Source organism: Bacillota bacterium (genome assembly GCA_018818595.1).
In the GTDB taxonomy this organism is placed as follows: Bacteria; Bacillota_I; Bacilli_A; order Izemoplasmatales; family Hujiaoplasmataceae; genus JAHIRM01.
Genome location: JAHIRM010000018.1, coordinates 1 through 15,098 on the forward strand (window position 1 = coordinate 1; position 15,098 = coordinate 15,098).

At 33.3% G+C, this 15,098-nt stretch carries 9 protein-coding genes; all 9 read right to left on the reverse strand.

Features of this window, described 5'->3' with window-relative positions:
* A partial coding sequence (locus KJ971_04235; protein MBU1145047.1) for a hypothetical protein occupies window positions 1–3,065 on the reverse strand: 3,065 nt, incomplete at its 3' end.
* Window positions 3,066–3,228: 163 nt separating this feature from the next.
* Window positions 3,229–4,119 (reverse strand): cation diffusion facilitator family transporter, encoded by an 891-nt coding sequence (locus KJ971_04240; GenBank protein MBU1145048.1) that lies wholly within the window; start codon window positions 4,117–4,119, stop codon window positions 3,229–3,231.
* Window positions 4,120–4,178: 59 nt separating this feature from the next.
* The gene (locus tag KJ971_04245) at window positions 4,179–6,821 is read right to left on the reverse strand and encodes a hypothetical protein (protein ID MBU1145049.1); all 2,643 of its coding nucleotides are present in this window, start codon (window positions 6,819–6,821) and stop codon (window positions 4,179–4,181) included.
* Window positions 6,822–7,002: 181 nt separating this feature from the next.
* Window positions 7,003–10,548: a pyruvate:ferredoxin (flavodoxin) oxidoreductase gene (gene nifJ / locus KJ971_04250; protein MBU1145050.1), complete on the reverse strand. Its 3,546-nt coding sequence runs from the start codon at window positions 10,546–10,548 to the stop codon at window positions 7,003–7,005.
* Between the two features lie 192 nt (window positions 10,549–10,740).
* Window positions 10,741–11,529: an MBL fold metallo-hydrolase gene (locus tag KJ971_04255; GenBank protein MBU1145051.1), complete on the reverse strand. Its 789-nt coding sequence runs from the start codon at window positions 11,527–11,529 to the stop codon at window positions 10,741–10,743.
* Between the two features lie 86 nt (window positions 11,530–11,615).
* Window positions 11,616–12,245 (reverse strand): signal peptidase I, encoded by a 630-nt coding sequence (locus KJ971_04260; GenBank protein MBU1145052.1) that lies wholly within the window; start codon window positions 12,243–12,245, stop codon window positions 11,616–11,618.
* Window positions 12,246–12,287: 42 nt separating this feature from the next.
* Window positions 12,288–12,872 (reverse strand): hypothetical protein, encoded by a 585-nt coding sequence (locus tag KJ971_04265; protein MBU1145053.1) that lies wholly within the window; start codon window positions 12,870–12,872, stop codon window positions 12,288–12,290.
* A 16-nt stretch (window positions 12,873–12,888) separates the two neighbouring features.
* Window positions 12,889–13,497 (reverse strand): hypothetical protein, encoded by a 609-nt coding sequence (locus KJ971_04270; protein MBU1145054.1) that lies wholly within the window; start codon window positions 13,495–13,497, stop codon window positions 12,889–12,891.
* 16 nt (window positions 13,498–13,513) lie between these two features.
* Window positions 13,514–15,091, reverse strand: a complete 1,578-nt coding sequence (locus KJ971_04275) for a hypothetical protein (protein ID MBU1145055.1) — start codon at window positions 15,089–15,091, stop codon at window positions 13,514–13,516.
* Window positions 15,092–15,098 lie beyond the last annotated feature (7 nt).

Genomic DNA, 15,098 nt, shown 5'->3' on the forward strand with positions numbered 1-15,098 from the left:
AAGCCTTCGTATTGTACTCTTTCTAATTCAAATGCACTAAATACGAATAAGCCATCTTCGATTAAACCTTCATCAAGTGTGTCAAATGTTCCCATATTGATTTGTAGACCAAATGATGAATTTTCAGCTCTAAATGGTAATTCTAATGCGTTATCTCCGGCTACTAAGTCTACTATGAATTCAGTCATAACTCCACCAAACGTATTATCTTTTACTTGAATGGATACTTTTCTTGCGACTTCAGCATTCACATTTAATTTGAGGATATAATCTCCACCAAATTGAATTTCTCCACTCTTGTATTTCACTTGGATTCCCCAGAATTCAGGTGATCCAGTTTTAGTAATATCTAATTTAACAGAATCATCTTCATAGATACTTGTAAGTTCTGGAAGTTCAGTCCAACTACCAAACCAATCTGCGATTCCATACCATAAAATAAAGGTATCTGCAGGAATTGGTTCTGGGTTAAAGGCTAATGCTTCTCCATTTACGTTTGCAATTGCTTCAAAAGGATAAGGTGCTACTTCTTCAACTGGAGCAATTGGTTGTGAATATTTAAAGTTGTCAAATATTAGTGTTGAAGGATCTGTTAATCCTAGTAACATAAATAATCTAAATTGAGCTTGAGTTGCAACATAATATACTGTGACATGGTTGTCTCCTACTTCAAGCGAAACAATAACATCTTTATTTCCAGCATCACTTGCAGCTTTTAATTGAACTCCAATTGTTGTTGCAACAGTACTGTTTACGTCAAATTCAACTTTATAAACTGCTCCAACTGTCATATTATCTTCTTCGTGATTGTATTGAATTTGACATGCCCATAATGCATGTCCTGTTTGTGTAGTAACTGCAGTTAAAACTCCACCATCAATTACTTGAGTACCAAGATATTCAGGTTGATCAACTTCTAGCCAATCTGCGCCTGTACTTGTCCATAATGCCCAACCGAGTGCGTTTTCTCCTCCAAATACTTGAGTAGTTTCAAAATCGCCATTATCGATATATCCAACTACTTCTTCAACTGGTCTTGAAACCATAAATCTTTCAAAAGAAAGAGTTCCAATATCAGATAAATCATCTGCAAAAGTACCTAAATTAATTTGCATATTGAATGTATCAAATTCAGCGGTAAATGGGAGTTCAACTAAATTATATCCCGCTGTTAATACGATATCTTCGTTAATTGTACTTGCATTAAATGCAGCATTTTTAACTTGAACATTAATTGTTCTTGCAATTTCTGAGTAAACTATAAAGCTTAGTGAATAATCTACATTAACATAAAGATTATCACCAATGTATTTAAGTTGAGTAGAATAGAATTCAGGTCCATTTTGAGTAATATCTAGATTAACTTTTCCGTCTGTAACATCGCCTGTTAAGGTTGGATAAGTTCCCCAAGTAAACCATCCTGAAGCTTCAAATCCATACCATAAGAAGAATGTGTTTACTGGAATTTCAACTGTTTCTTCTGATGCAAATAAGAATCCAATATCAACACTTTCAACTGCCAGTGCTTCTTCGTTAACATTAAGAGGTGTTCCAAATACGTTTCCAATAATTGATCCATCATCTACCGGATCAGGAGGAGCAACTGCGCCAGCTTCTTCGTATAGTTTCAGATCTGTAATTGAAAATAAACCTGTTTGAGTTAAATCGCCATAATTTCCAAAGAATATCTTCATAAAGAAATAATCATATAACGATACAAATTCTAATACTATTTCATTGTCTCCAGCAACCAAACTATAACTTTGAGTTCCTGAGATAGGAAGAGCATTTGCATTTCCCGTTACTGAAACAACCATTGTTCTAGCAACTTCGGCATTTACGCTCATTGTTAATTTGTAATTGGCATCTATTTTTAAAGCTACTCCGGCTTTGTTCATATCATTCCATTGTAATTGAATGCCATAATCATGAGGTGCAGCTGTAATGACTGTAACATCAATTCCATCGGCCGTTACTTCGCCACTCATAAGATCGCCATCAGATTCATCCCAATAATAAAATTCTCTTACATAATTCGAATCCGTTGTCGAATTGTATTCAATACTTGTTTCTGCTGCTACATCTACATTTGTGAAGAAATCTTCTAATTCTGTATATTCAATTACGATTGGTCCCTCATAAATAACAAAATTTGAAAATTTTAAATATCCAAAGTCTGTTTCTAGTTCAACATTACCTGTCATAATGTTTAAATGAAGAATTTCCTGTGGCGCAACAAATATGATTTCATAATCATGAACTCCAGCTTGTAGTTCAAGAATATTAGGATAGTCATCATCATATCCTGCATCAGCATTTTGCGCTTTAACTACGATATTGATGTATCGCGCGACTTCTGAATCAATCGTCATTGTAATTTTGTAAGTACGAGCTGCTTCTAAAGCGATGTCTGTCATTACTTTAGCTTGTAAAGAATAATCATTTCCTCCCATGGCTTCTTGATCCATGACAAGAGAGTCATTTTCGACGCTTAAAGCAACTGTTGAAATGTCAGTCCAATAATACCATTCATTGGCAACAGCATCTTTTGTAAGTTTTGCCTCTACTGTATAATCCGTTCCAAACAGTAATTCATTGTCCCAAAGTGTGGTTTCAGTAAATTCCATAACATTTGGGGTGGCTGTAATCTTAATTAACCGTGTTGCTCTAGCCATAACACTGTTTATTACAACCGTGTATACTACTGAGCAAGTTTTAGCAGATGAAGCCATTAATTGTTTATCTGCTATTTGACATGCAGCATCGTCGCTTTGGAATAAAATATTATTTTTATAATCGACGCTATCTGATCCATAGGCATGTACACCTTCTAAAAGATCAAAATATTCGCCTGAATAAATGACATCTTCTTCCAAAAAGCCAACTTCTGTCAATCCAGATAAAGCAATTGTGAAAGGTGTTGCCGTTGTCGTTGTTGTTGTTTGAGTCGTAGTAGTTGTTGTAGTCGTTCCACTAGTTGTAGTGGTCGTTGTGACTTCATTACAAGCAACAAGTCCAAATCCAAGAAGTATTGCTAACACAAATACAAACGCTTTCTTTTTCATTTTTTCCTCCTATATTTTTTTGGCCGTAACCGTTTACCTATTCATTATATCAAAACATGTTAGCGATTTCAATAGATTTAATTTAGAAAAAATGAAATTTTATAAAAAAAGAAAAAGGAATGTGTCACTGTTTACACATTCCTCAGAATCTTTCATAATTTAATTATTCTTCGTGGGGGTTCACATGAATCATGCAGTGCTTTACATCAGGTACTAATTCTTCTATTTGATCATGTATCATGTCCGCTATTTTATGCGCTTCTAGAATAGATAAACTCTGATCCACTGATATTTCTAAATCCACGTAAAGTTTCATCCCAAACATTCTGGTTTTTAAATCATCGAGTCCTTTTACTTGAGGATTATCCAAAACAATCTTTTTAATTTGTAAAATGATTTCTTCGTCTGCGGATTGATCTACAACTTGACTGAATCCTACTTTTATAATTTGGAACCCAACTCTTAATACAAAGAAACAAATGACGATAGAGGCGACCGGTTCTAAAAAAGCAACACCTAGCATGGAGCCTCCAATTCCAATTACTGCTCCAAAACTTGCAAGTTCATCTGAACGATGATCTAATGCTTGAGCATTTAAGGAAGAGGATCTTGATTTCTTTGCATTTATTTTAGTAAAACGATACATTCCTTCTTTTATAACAATGGTTGAAATCGCGACGATTAAAGCAATTAATTTAGGGGGTGTAATCTCATCTCCATAAACAGCATAGTTATAAATTATGATTACTGCTGCTTTCCCAATTTCAAATGCGGTAATAATAATCGCAACTCCTAATAAGACGGAAACCATACTGTCAAATTTTTCATGACCATATGGATGAGAATCATCGATTCCTTTACGAGAGAATTTCCCTGAAATCATCACGACAAGGTTGGTGAGTACATCACTTATTGAATTGACGGCATCCGAAATCATCGCCGTTGAATTTCCTAATACTCCAGCGATAATCTTAATGACTGCCAAAAATCCATTTAAAAGCATAATCCAAATCGATGTTTTAACAATGATTTCAGCTTCTAGTTTATCTTGCATAAAGTGCCTCCAAACAAAAGTGCGAGTCTTTTCTAGCTCGCCCTATTTGTTATGTTAAATTATTCACTAATTGTATCTAAATTTTGAAATACTTGATTAAAATAGATGTCTTTAATTTCAGCAATATATGTCTTTAAATTAGCATCTGTAACATTACAGTAAGTTGTATCTTGGTTTAAGAACGTTCCAGCCATTAATTTATCTGCTACAATAATATTTAAGTACCCAACGACATACATTGAATCGTGTAGTGTCGTAAAATAGGCTTCCATCGCGTTTGTTACAGCAACTGGTATTCTAGGAACGGTTATTCCATAAGTCTCTTCAAGGTCTGTTGATGTTCCATAGATAATCTCATAAAAACGATACTCAGAATATACTTTTAATTGTTCGATTGAAGGAACGTTTTCTGTGTTATCTGTTCCTGCTGTATAGTTAGGTAATCCTTCTGTATCATAGGTCATCGTAAATTTAGCTGATGGTTTTACAAAATCTGTTCCTTTTTGTACGTATAATAAGTGAACGCCATATGTGGTTTGAATTAAATCATCAACATACATAAATGTTTTTGTTTTGTTTTCGGTTAAATTATAGGTGTTATAAGCAGAAATTAGTCCGTCTACAAATGGGGTTTCATAGGTATCGACTGAATTTAAGTAATTTAAAGATTCTGAAGCTGATAAATTTTCAGTTAGAAGATTAAATCCATAACTTTTAAAAATACCCCAAATTGGATCTGTTCTTTTTGCTTTATTATAAGTAGAAATTAATGAGGCAAACGTGTTATCTTCTGAAGCATCTAAATAGGTTTGGATGGTATCATGAAAATCAGACAATAAAGCATCATAGGCTACTTGATCTGTTAATCCAAGTAAAAATTCTTGATAATCATCTGGTGAACCATTTTCATCGCGGTCAACAAAAATTAGTAAATGTTCCACATTAAGGCTAAAATAGTTGTCATAATAATCTTGAATTAAATCATATAAATAATCAGTTAGTAACCACCAATCATCTTTTTGAAGTTCATCATAGATTAGATAAGGTTGAAGTGTTGATTTTACATAATATTTTTCAATCATTTCTGTTTCTGTTTTAGCACCATATGCTAAGTAAATATATTCATCAAAGGTATAGTAGTACACGTAATAGCTTTCTTCAAAAGAGGTTCTTAGTTCTTCAAGAGTTGCGCGGTGTTCTACTACTTTTGCTGATTCATTTTCGCTTAAATCGTAATTGCATACAACCGAAGTATCTGTACAATATACTTCGCTAAAGTAAGCATCCATAACTACTGCAACTTGTGCGGCATAAAGCGCATATAGGGCTGCGTTTTTGTTTAAAGCAAACGTTAAAAGTTCATCGGCAGTAATGGTGTATTCATCTCCAAAAGATGCTACTTGTGTTAAATGTCCTGCTTTGTTCGTTATGTAATCAACATCTACTGCTTGATAATCAATTCCCAAATAATAATCGTAAATTACTAAATTATTTAAAGCGCGTAAATCCGTAACTCTTGAAGATACAAATCCACTTGTTAAAATGGATGTATCTATTTTATCTTGATAGATTTCATCGTAAGTGGAAGCGCCAATTATTCCTTTAAGAGCTGCTTCATCTCCTGAAAAATCTGATAAATCCTCTTTTATAGTTCTCGATAAATTTAAAATCATATAACAACTTGTATCGCTTTCTCCATAATATTTTACAGGAGCATAAGTGTAGTAAAGAGGAGATGTTTCATCCAAACTATACGCATTAATTGATCCTAAAGTACGATACATAAACGTTGCAAGACTTGTATTAGAAGACGCAAGGTCTGTATAATCCATTTGTAAATCTTCAATGGCATCTAACTCTGAAAGAGTAGCTGCTTTGCTTAGTGGCAGACGATAATCTTCATATACATAATTATACATATCAATGAAGGCATCAACTAATTCTGCTTCAGATAACTCTCTTGTGTTGATATCAGTAAAACTAGAAGAAGGGACTTCATCAATGGGTTTGTCACCAATATATAATTTAAGAGTGCCACCAATGCTAACTAAATTAAATACTTTTAATACATTTTTTGCATCTGTTTCACTTAAAAAACGGATTTTAATGGAACTTAAATCTTCGTAGTATCCGTTTGTGTAAGAAGTTGCAACCGTAGAAGGTCCAACATACCATGTTTCAGAACTGTTTGCCTCAGAAGTCATCGCTTCAATTGCATAATTTTCTTTTGCAACAACCATTCGAACATAGGTATTTTCATTTCCTGAATAGCCTAGCAAATACATGTTCTCATCATAATTTTTTTCATAATCTAGTTTATCTTGAGGCTCAATGTCTGCAATTTCATCGTCATTAATCGTTCCATAAGTTAAATACTTAATTTTAGAATCGATTTCAGATTGTGTGACTTGATCTAAGTAATCTGATAATAAAACCGTATCCACCATAAATAATAATTGGTTAATACCGTCATTTATTTTAAATTCTTCATAGATATCGCTATAAGTGACATCATAAGTATCTCCAGAAAAAAAGACTGCATCAGGATTGCTTAATGTAGGCATAATTCCAGTAACAGTTGTATCAGCCGTTGTGGTTGTATTGTTTCCATTAACGGTTATAAGGATAATTCCTACAATTGTTCCAACAAGTAATATAATTCCTAAAGATAGTAGTACGGTCTTTTTTGTAATAAATCGCATAATCTCAAACCCCTTCTAAAATTGACACTTTCTTATATTATATAACAAATCCTCTTGTTTTAAAAACATTTTTTCAAGATTTTTGTTAATACTATTATACATTTGAATCGTGGTTAAATTGTGAAGATTTGAAAGAAAGATGGCTCCTTTTGAAAGGGGCCATCCCTAATTTAGTCTATTTTTATTTAATAATATCCGAATAATCCATCGCTAAGTATCGTTTGTACATTTGATAGCGACGTTTTGCATCTTTTAAATTGAGTTCTAATAATTCATCTGCTTCTTTTGGATTAACTAAAAGTAGTTGTTGATAACGGTTTTCACTTAATAAGAAATCGTGATATTTAGACCAATCGGGTTCTTTTGAATCAAGTTGGAATGGATTTTTCCCTTGTTCAATTAAACGAGGATCATATCTAAATGTTGGCCAATATCCACATTCTGTAGCAAGTTTTGCTTGTTGATGAGAATTGGTTAATCCACCATTAATTCCATGAGCAATACAAGGAGAATACGCAATAATTAAGGAAGGTCCCGGATAGGATTCTGCTTCTTTCATCGCTTTTAACAATTGTGTTGCACTTGCTCCATGACTAATGGTTGCTACATATACATGTTCATAAGTCATCGCAAGAGAGGCTAAATCCTTTTTCTTTCCTGGTTTTCCAGAAGCGGTAAATTTAGCAATGGATCCAGTACGAGCTGATTTGGAAGATTGTCCACCTGTATTTGAATATACTTCAGTATCTAATACTAATATATTAACGTCTTCTTGATTTGCGATAACATGGTCAAGTCCACCATATCCTATATCATAAGCCCAACCATCTCCACCAATAATCCAAGTGGATTGTTTTACAAGGTAGTCTTTTAATTCAAGAATGTCTTTTGCGGATTTGGAAGAATCACTTTCAAGTAATGGAATTAATTTTTTGGCAATGGCTAAGGTAACATCTCCATTTTGACGATTTTCAATCCATTCGGTTAATAATGGTTTGATTTTTTCGTTTTTAAATTGATCCAAAGAAGAAAGGATTAGATTTTGCAAACGAGCCCGAATGGTTTCTTGAGCAATCATCATACCAAAACCAAATTCAGCATTGTCTTCGAATAAAGAATTTGCCCATGCAGGACCTCTTCCTTCATCGTTGGTTGTAAATGGTGAAGCTGGGAAAGACGCTCCATAAATAGAAGAACATCCTGTTGCGTTAGCTATTACCATTCTTTCACCAAATAATTGGGTTACAAATTTGATATAAGGTGTTTCCCCACATCCTGCGCATGCCCCAGAAAATTCAAACAATGGTTTTTCAAATTGTACATTTTTATATGTCGATTTACCAACTAAATGAACTTTTGTAGGAACATCGTTGTATAGATATTCTGCTCTTAAATGTTCTTTGTTTTCGATTTGTTCGATAATCGGTTTTAGTTCCAAAGCTTTTGATTTAGCAGGACAGGTATTAATACAGACTGCGCATCCTGTACAATCTAAGATGGAAACTTGAATACGATATTTTAATCCTTCAAGTCCTCTTCCTAATGCATCTTTCCAAACTGTACCCTCTGGTGCTTTTAAAGCTTCCTCTTCTGTTGCAAGAATAGGACGAATGCAAGCATGAGGACATGCATAAGCACATTGATTACATTGGATACAGTTTTCGGAAATCCATGTGGATACTTCTTCAGCTACTCCTCTTTTTTCATATGCGGCTGTTCCATTTGGAATATGTCCATCTGCATAATCTAAGAAAGCTGATGTTGGTAAATCATATCCTTTAATAGCGTTAACAACGTCTGCTACATTTTTTACAAATGCAGGACGTTTTTCATCCACAACTACTATATCTTCTAACGATACCCAAGAAGGATTTACTTTAATTTGAACAAGTCCATCGGCTCCGCGATCAACGGCTTCGACATTCATTTTTACAATGTCTTCGCCTTTACGAGCAAATGATTTTTTCGCAAATGATTTCATAGCATCTTGTGCTTTTTCAAATGGCATAATTTGTTCGTTTAGTTTAAAGAAAGCAGATTGCATAATGGTAGAAACTAGTTTAATTTCTCCAATTTCTTTTGCTAATTTATAAGAATCTATAATATAGAATTTAACTTCTTTTCTCGCAAGGATTCTTTTAATATCGTTTGGTAAGAATTCAACGATATGATCTTGATCTTGCGTTGTACTTAGCAAGAAAATACCACCACGTCTTATTCCTCTTAATAAATCAAAACGGAACAAATAACTTTCTTGTGAGCAAGAAATAAAATGTGCATGATTAACAAGATAAGTAGAATGAATTGGGTTTTTACCAAAACGAAGATGCATTCTGGTAACTCCACCTGATTTTTTCGAGTCATACGATGCATAAGCTTGTCCATAAAGATCGGTATAATCTCCTATAATTTTAGAGATGTTTTTAACTGCTCCTACGGTTCCATCTGATCCTAATCCAAAGAATAACAATTCTGTTGTATTTGGATCGGTTACATCAGGGGCTTCTTCGACAGGAAGACTTGTGAAATTGACATCATCAACGATTCCAATGGTAAAACGATCTTTCTTTTCGCCTAACAAATTAGCATACACTGCAAAAATTTGAGCAGGAGTCGTATCTTTAGAAGAAAGACCATATCTTCCTCCAAGAATTAGTGGTTCAAAGTCTTTTCCATAAAAGATGGATCTAACATCTAAGTAAAGTGGTTCTCCAGCAGATCCTGGTTCTTTTGTACGGTCAAGTACTGCAATTCTTTTTACTGTTTTTGGTAAAACATTAAAGAAATATTTTTCTGAGAAAGGACGATATAAGTGAACAGCTATCATTCCTACTTTTTCGCCTTGAGATACTTTGTAATCCACTACTTCGTGCATGGTTTCTGTAACAGAACCCATTGCGATAATGATATCTGTAGCATCTTCTGCACCATAATAAGTAAATGGTTTGTAATCGCGTCCTGTTACTTTTGAAATTTCATTTAGGTACCCATTAACGATATCTGGAACAGGAGTGTAATATTTTTCTTGTACTTCTTTTGCTTGGAAGTATACATCATCGTTTTGAGCTGTACCTTTTGTAACCGGATGACTTGAATTTAAGCCACGATTTCTAAAAGCAGTAATCGCTTCTTTATCTAACAAACGATCAAATACTTTATAATCCATTACTTCAATTTTATTGACTTCATGACTTGTTCTAAATCCATCGAAGAAATGTAAGAAAGGAATGCTTGATTTAATGGCTGCCAAATGAGCAACTCCTGCTAAATCCATTGTCTCTTGAACAGAACCAGATGCGATCATAGCAAATCCTGTTTGTCTTGCGGCCATGACATCTTGATGATCTCCAAAAATGGATAAGGATTGAGCTGCTAAAGATCTAGCTGCTACATGGATAACTCCTGGTAAAAGTTCTCCTGCAATTTTATACATATTAGGTATTTTTAAAAGCAAGCCTTGTGATGCAGTAAAAGTGGTTGTTAAAGCTCCTGAAATCAAGGATCCATGAACGGTACCAGCCGCACCAGCTTCTGATTGCATTTCTACTACTTTTACTGGCATTCCAAATAAATTCTTTTTGCCTTGAGCTGCCCACATATCCGTAAATTCAGGCATTGGTGTTGAAGGGGTAATTGGATAAATTCCTGCAACTTCTGTAAACGCATATGCACAATACGCCGCTGCTTGATTTCCATCCATTGATTCAAAGTTTTTCTTTGTTGTCATAAATTAATAACCTCCCATAAATGATTCGTCTTTTTTAAGATTATTTCACTTTACCATTATAACGCAAAAAATGAGAAATGACAATTAAAAAATTATCAAATAATACGCTTTCATTCTTTTTATAATTGAAAGTTAAAAAGTGTTTTTTTGTCTTGTTTTTAAGCAGATAAATTAATAAATGAAATCTTGAATTTATAAGCACATCTCTTCAAGCGGCTCATTTTGCCTTGCACAAGTGATTTCAAAATCTTCTATGATTAGTCCTTGTTCTAAGAACACGTTCGTGTAAGCTGCCAAAGCATCTTCTTCGGTGTTGCATTCTTCTGATAGATGAGCAAGAATAATTAATTTTGTGTTTTCTCCCACTAAATTAATGGTAAGAAATGCACTATCATCATTGGAAAGATGACCTTGATCGTCTAAAATTCTTCTTTTTAATGTCCAAGGTCTGTTACTATCTAATAACAAATCTAAAGAATGATTTGCCTCAATAATGTAAGCTGTAGCATTTCGCAATATATCAAAATTCTTTTGTGGAAAATAACCCGTATCCGTTAGATATACAAGGGATGTTCCTGATTCGGTAAATCGATACCCACAAGGTTCAAGAGCGTCATGATAAGTCATAAAAGGCAGTATCGAACATTCATCTAATAAAATAGGTGATTCGAAATCAATAAACCGAAAATAAGAGGAATCTATTTTATCTAAAATGCGGAAGTTTAAATTTTTATAGGTGCCTTCAGATAAATAAATTGGCATTTTGTATGTTTTAGCTACCATGATAAGCCCCATAACGTGATCGATATGTTCGTGGGTAATAAATACTCCATCAAGAGTACTTAGTTCTTTGTTTCTTATAGAAAGGCGAAAAACGATTTGTTTCAATGAAATTCCTACATCAATTAAAAATTTCTTTTGGCCTATTTCTAAGTAAGTACAATTTCCTTTGGACCCGCTTGCGAGTACTATAAATTTCACATTATCACTTCCATGTTTTATTATATAACAATACAAGTCTTTTTTTACATAAAAAAAGCAAAAACGAAGGTAATTATTGTTCGTTTTTACTCTTGATCATTTTTCTTTTCACTTTTTAATTTTTCGAGAGCATCTTGTATCATTTTCTCTTTTTCTTCTAAAAAAATTTGCTTTTTTTGTTGACTGAGCGTTTTAATGATGTTTAAGCTCTCAGTAAAAGCAATCATGAGAAAAATGAGGACCGCGATAGCATATAAGAAATTCATGCCACCACTAAACACAAAATAATAAATATCTCCTAAAAAGGTTGATTTAGAAAGGTATTTCCCAATAACTAAGCTTGAATCAAAGTTTATTTCCCAGTCAAGTGACTCTTGGTTATTATCGCCTTTTGTCGTGATGTATGTAACGCCATCAATGACGGTAATGGATTTTATTCTATGCGTAATATAGACGCTTTCATCTCCTGGCTGATGAAACGTAATGATATCGTCTTTAAAGTATTCCGTCTCATTTGTATCTACAAAAATTAAATCACCTGTCATGATCGTATCTTCCATAGAAGGAGACACAACTAGAAACATTCCATAACCGAAAACGGTAGGAGTTCTTTCGTTTTTAATAGAAACTACGATTTGTAATATTAAGGCAATTGCCATCGCAAAGAAAAGATAAGGTAACACTTGTAAAATTATTTTTCCAGTTTTTTTAAGCATTAGCCTTCACCTCAAGTTTAAGCGGTATTTATTCCATAATCTCTATGGATTCGAATAGCCAGTTGAAAAATTGTAATTTGTTAATTCAACCCACGAAACATTGTCTGCTTGTTTTACTTCAATGGTAACTGTAACGGATAAAGGAACTCCAGAATAATCAATTCCTACAAATTCTCCATCATAATACATCGATGTAAGAATGCTTATCGCTCCAGATTCAGCTGATATCACATAATCTAAAGCCGTGTAATACCAATACTCGCTTGAATACAAAAAATTCGCATTCATCAAAACCGTTAAATGATCATCTACTGCATTAGAGTAAACAACATCATTTGCGGATGTTGTAACTTTAGTATATATAATTTGCATTCTCATTTGAGAAGTTATGGGTGAATTATTAGTTAACTCAAAAGCAGTAGAAATTAATTCTTGGCTTGGAACAATAATACTATCCTGTGCAATGAATTCTCCTGCTTTTTCATAGCGTAAATCTCCTACGCCGATTTCACCGCTTGGAAGGGTTGTTTGTTGAACAATCCATCCATAAGAAATCCCTATAATTACGAAAGAAACAAGTGCTAAGACTAAAGAGATTACACTAAAAATGAGTGCTTTTTGTTTCATAAGTATCCTCTCCTTATCATCTTTGAGAAGAAATTGAAATTGAAGAAATAATTAATTTTAGATTTTGGAAGTCATTACCTGCAAGTAACGAATCAATTGTAAAGGTAAAATAAAGATATACTGTACCTGCTGGCGATAATTCTAAATCGCCGGCAATTACAAGCCCTGAAGGCATTATAGCAAGTAAATCAGACATTAATTCAGCGTCTAATGCTTCCGTATTTATCGTATTTGAAGTAGTAATACGAATCACATCTAAAAGAGTTTGATTGTTGTCAAAGTTAGTAGTATCTCCTAAAGGGTCTGCTGCTGAATCTGTAAATTCATCTAAAGCAACTTGACAATGAATATCGATGTTTCCTGTGTTTTCAATCAATAAACGATAATAATAGATATCCCCTGGCACTCCGTCTATGATTTCAATCGATGTTGCTTCAACATAGTTTTCTCCGCCATCTGTTGACACTTCTAAAATGGCAGACGCTTCAATATTGGCGATGTTTACCATCGGATTAACTATCTCAACGATTTCTGATACCGCAAACCAAGCAAAAGAGGCTAAAACAAACAAAAAAACAGAACTTATCAATGCAATTAAAGATAAGGTAAAGCGTTTTTTTTGCATGATTTCACCCCGTTTTTTAGTCTTCGGCAGCTTCTAATTCTCGTTTCGCTTTTTCAAATGCTTTCACTAAACGTTTTTTTCTAGCGATACGAAGCAGTTTTTCAGCTCGTTCAATTTTCTTTTTAAGTGCAAGTTCTTCTTTTTGTTTTTGTTTCTTTTCCTCTTCTTTTCTTAGTCTTTCTTCTTCTAACAGACGTTCTCTTTCTGCTTTTTCGATTGCTTGAATTCGTTTTAATTCATCGCGATAGTTTCTAAGATTTAATAAAGCCACAGCTTTATTTGTTTTAAGTTGACGAATATCATCTTGTTTAATATTTTCAATTTGTCTATACACATTAAGAATTTTTTCTTGTGTTGATATTTTATCAGTTAGATTTGGTTCGTTTTCAGGATTAAACATAAATTTTATGTAGTCTTCATAAACTGCATTTGAAATATCAACAATTTGTTTAAAGATAATGTCAATTGCTTCTTCAAATGATATTCCTGCTTCAGATAAAGTTTTAAACCTAGCATAGTTGCTTTTTCGAATTTGGTCCAAATAATATTGATTCAAGTGATTGTTTTCAAACTCTAAATATCCAGGTTGTAAATACACATCACTTAAATTTTGCTTTGTAATTTTTGGAGCTTTAATTCGTTTGTAATCAAAAGGCACATCTTGATTAATACCAAAATCTTCGCTTTGTTGACTTGCAAATGTTGTATAAAGCATTAATAAAGCGTTATTAATTTGACCTATATATTCTTGGTCAAAATCAATGTCTCTTTCAAAAATATCTACGTCATACCCTACTCTGTCAATTTGGTCCATTAACACCCAAAGACTATAACATTGTCTAAAATCAATGTCTTTCATGATGATATTAGTTTTCATAATTGGTGGAGTAACTGGTGCAAATTCTTTCATTGCTTTCATAAAAGTAGACATTTTAAAATAAGTAATATTCGTTCTAACTTTTGTCATGCGATCAAACAACTCTTGATTTTGTTTGTCAACTTCATCAGAAGGTAACGTTTGATTAATTTTTAATGTAATATCGTAATCAAGTGTTGCATCGTTAAAAAAGACTTCAGATTTCAGATTCAAGTAATTAACATATTCTGTATGCATCTTTTTAACAATTAAGTCATATCTTTTTTCAATAAAGATAAATAGTTTATCAACTAATGTCATAAGGAACCGGTTTTCATAGGTTCCAAAATCAGAATCAGTATAAGAAGTTAAAACTTGAGATGGCGTAACTTCGCCTTTTGAATTCACATTTTTAATAAATTGTGTATTAGCAGCCAAATGCCTGATGGTTTCTTTGTCGGTTTTCTTTGCTTGTTCAACAGGAACCACAACTCTAACTTTTTTTAGACTTTCTCGAGGATTTCGAGTCAATTTATCAATTACGGGAACCGCTTTTTCCACAGAATCCAACCAAGAGTCATCAAATATCCGACGTTCTCGACGTTCTTTCTGATACAAAGTCGTATTCCCGCTTTTTAATAGGTTTAAAAATAATTGTGAAAATTCATCTTGTTCATTGAGTCGAGAAAAAGTGGAGTTTATTTTTTTATAGGTTTTCTTAGAAGCGTTATCTTTCATCTAGCAT

Coding starts and splice junctions, on each gene's coding strand:
- KJ971_04240 (MBU1145048.1), bottom strand. CDS start 4,119: ATGCAAGATAAACTAGAAGCTGAAATCATTGTTAAAACATCGATTTGG.
- KJ971_04245 (MBU1145049.1), bottom strand. CDS start 6,821: ATGCGATTTATTACAAAAAAGACCGTACTACTATCTTTAGGAATTATA.
- nifJ (MBU1145050.1), bottom strand. CDS start 10,548: ATGACAACAAAGAAAAACTTTGAATCAATGGATGGAAATCAAGCAGCG.
- KJ971_04260 (MBU1145052.1), bottom strand. CDS start 12,245: ATGCTTAAAAAAACTGGAAAAATAATTTTACAAGTGTTACCTTATCTT.
- KJ971_04265 (MBU1145053.1), bottom strand. CDS start 12,872: ATGAAACAAAAAGCACTCATTTTTAGTGTAATCTCTTTAGTCTTAGCA.
- KJ971_04270 (MBU1145054.1), bottom strand. CDS start 13,497: ATGCAAAAAAAACGCTTTACCTTATCTTTAATTGCATTGATAAGTTCT.
- KJ971_04275 (MBU1145055.1), bottom strand. CDS start 15,091: ATGAAAGATAACGCTTCTAAGAAAACCTATAAAAAAATAAACTCCACT.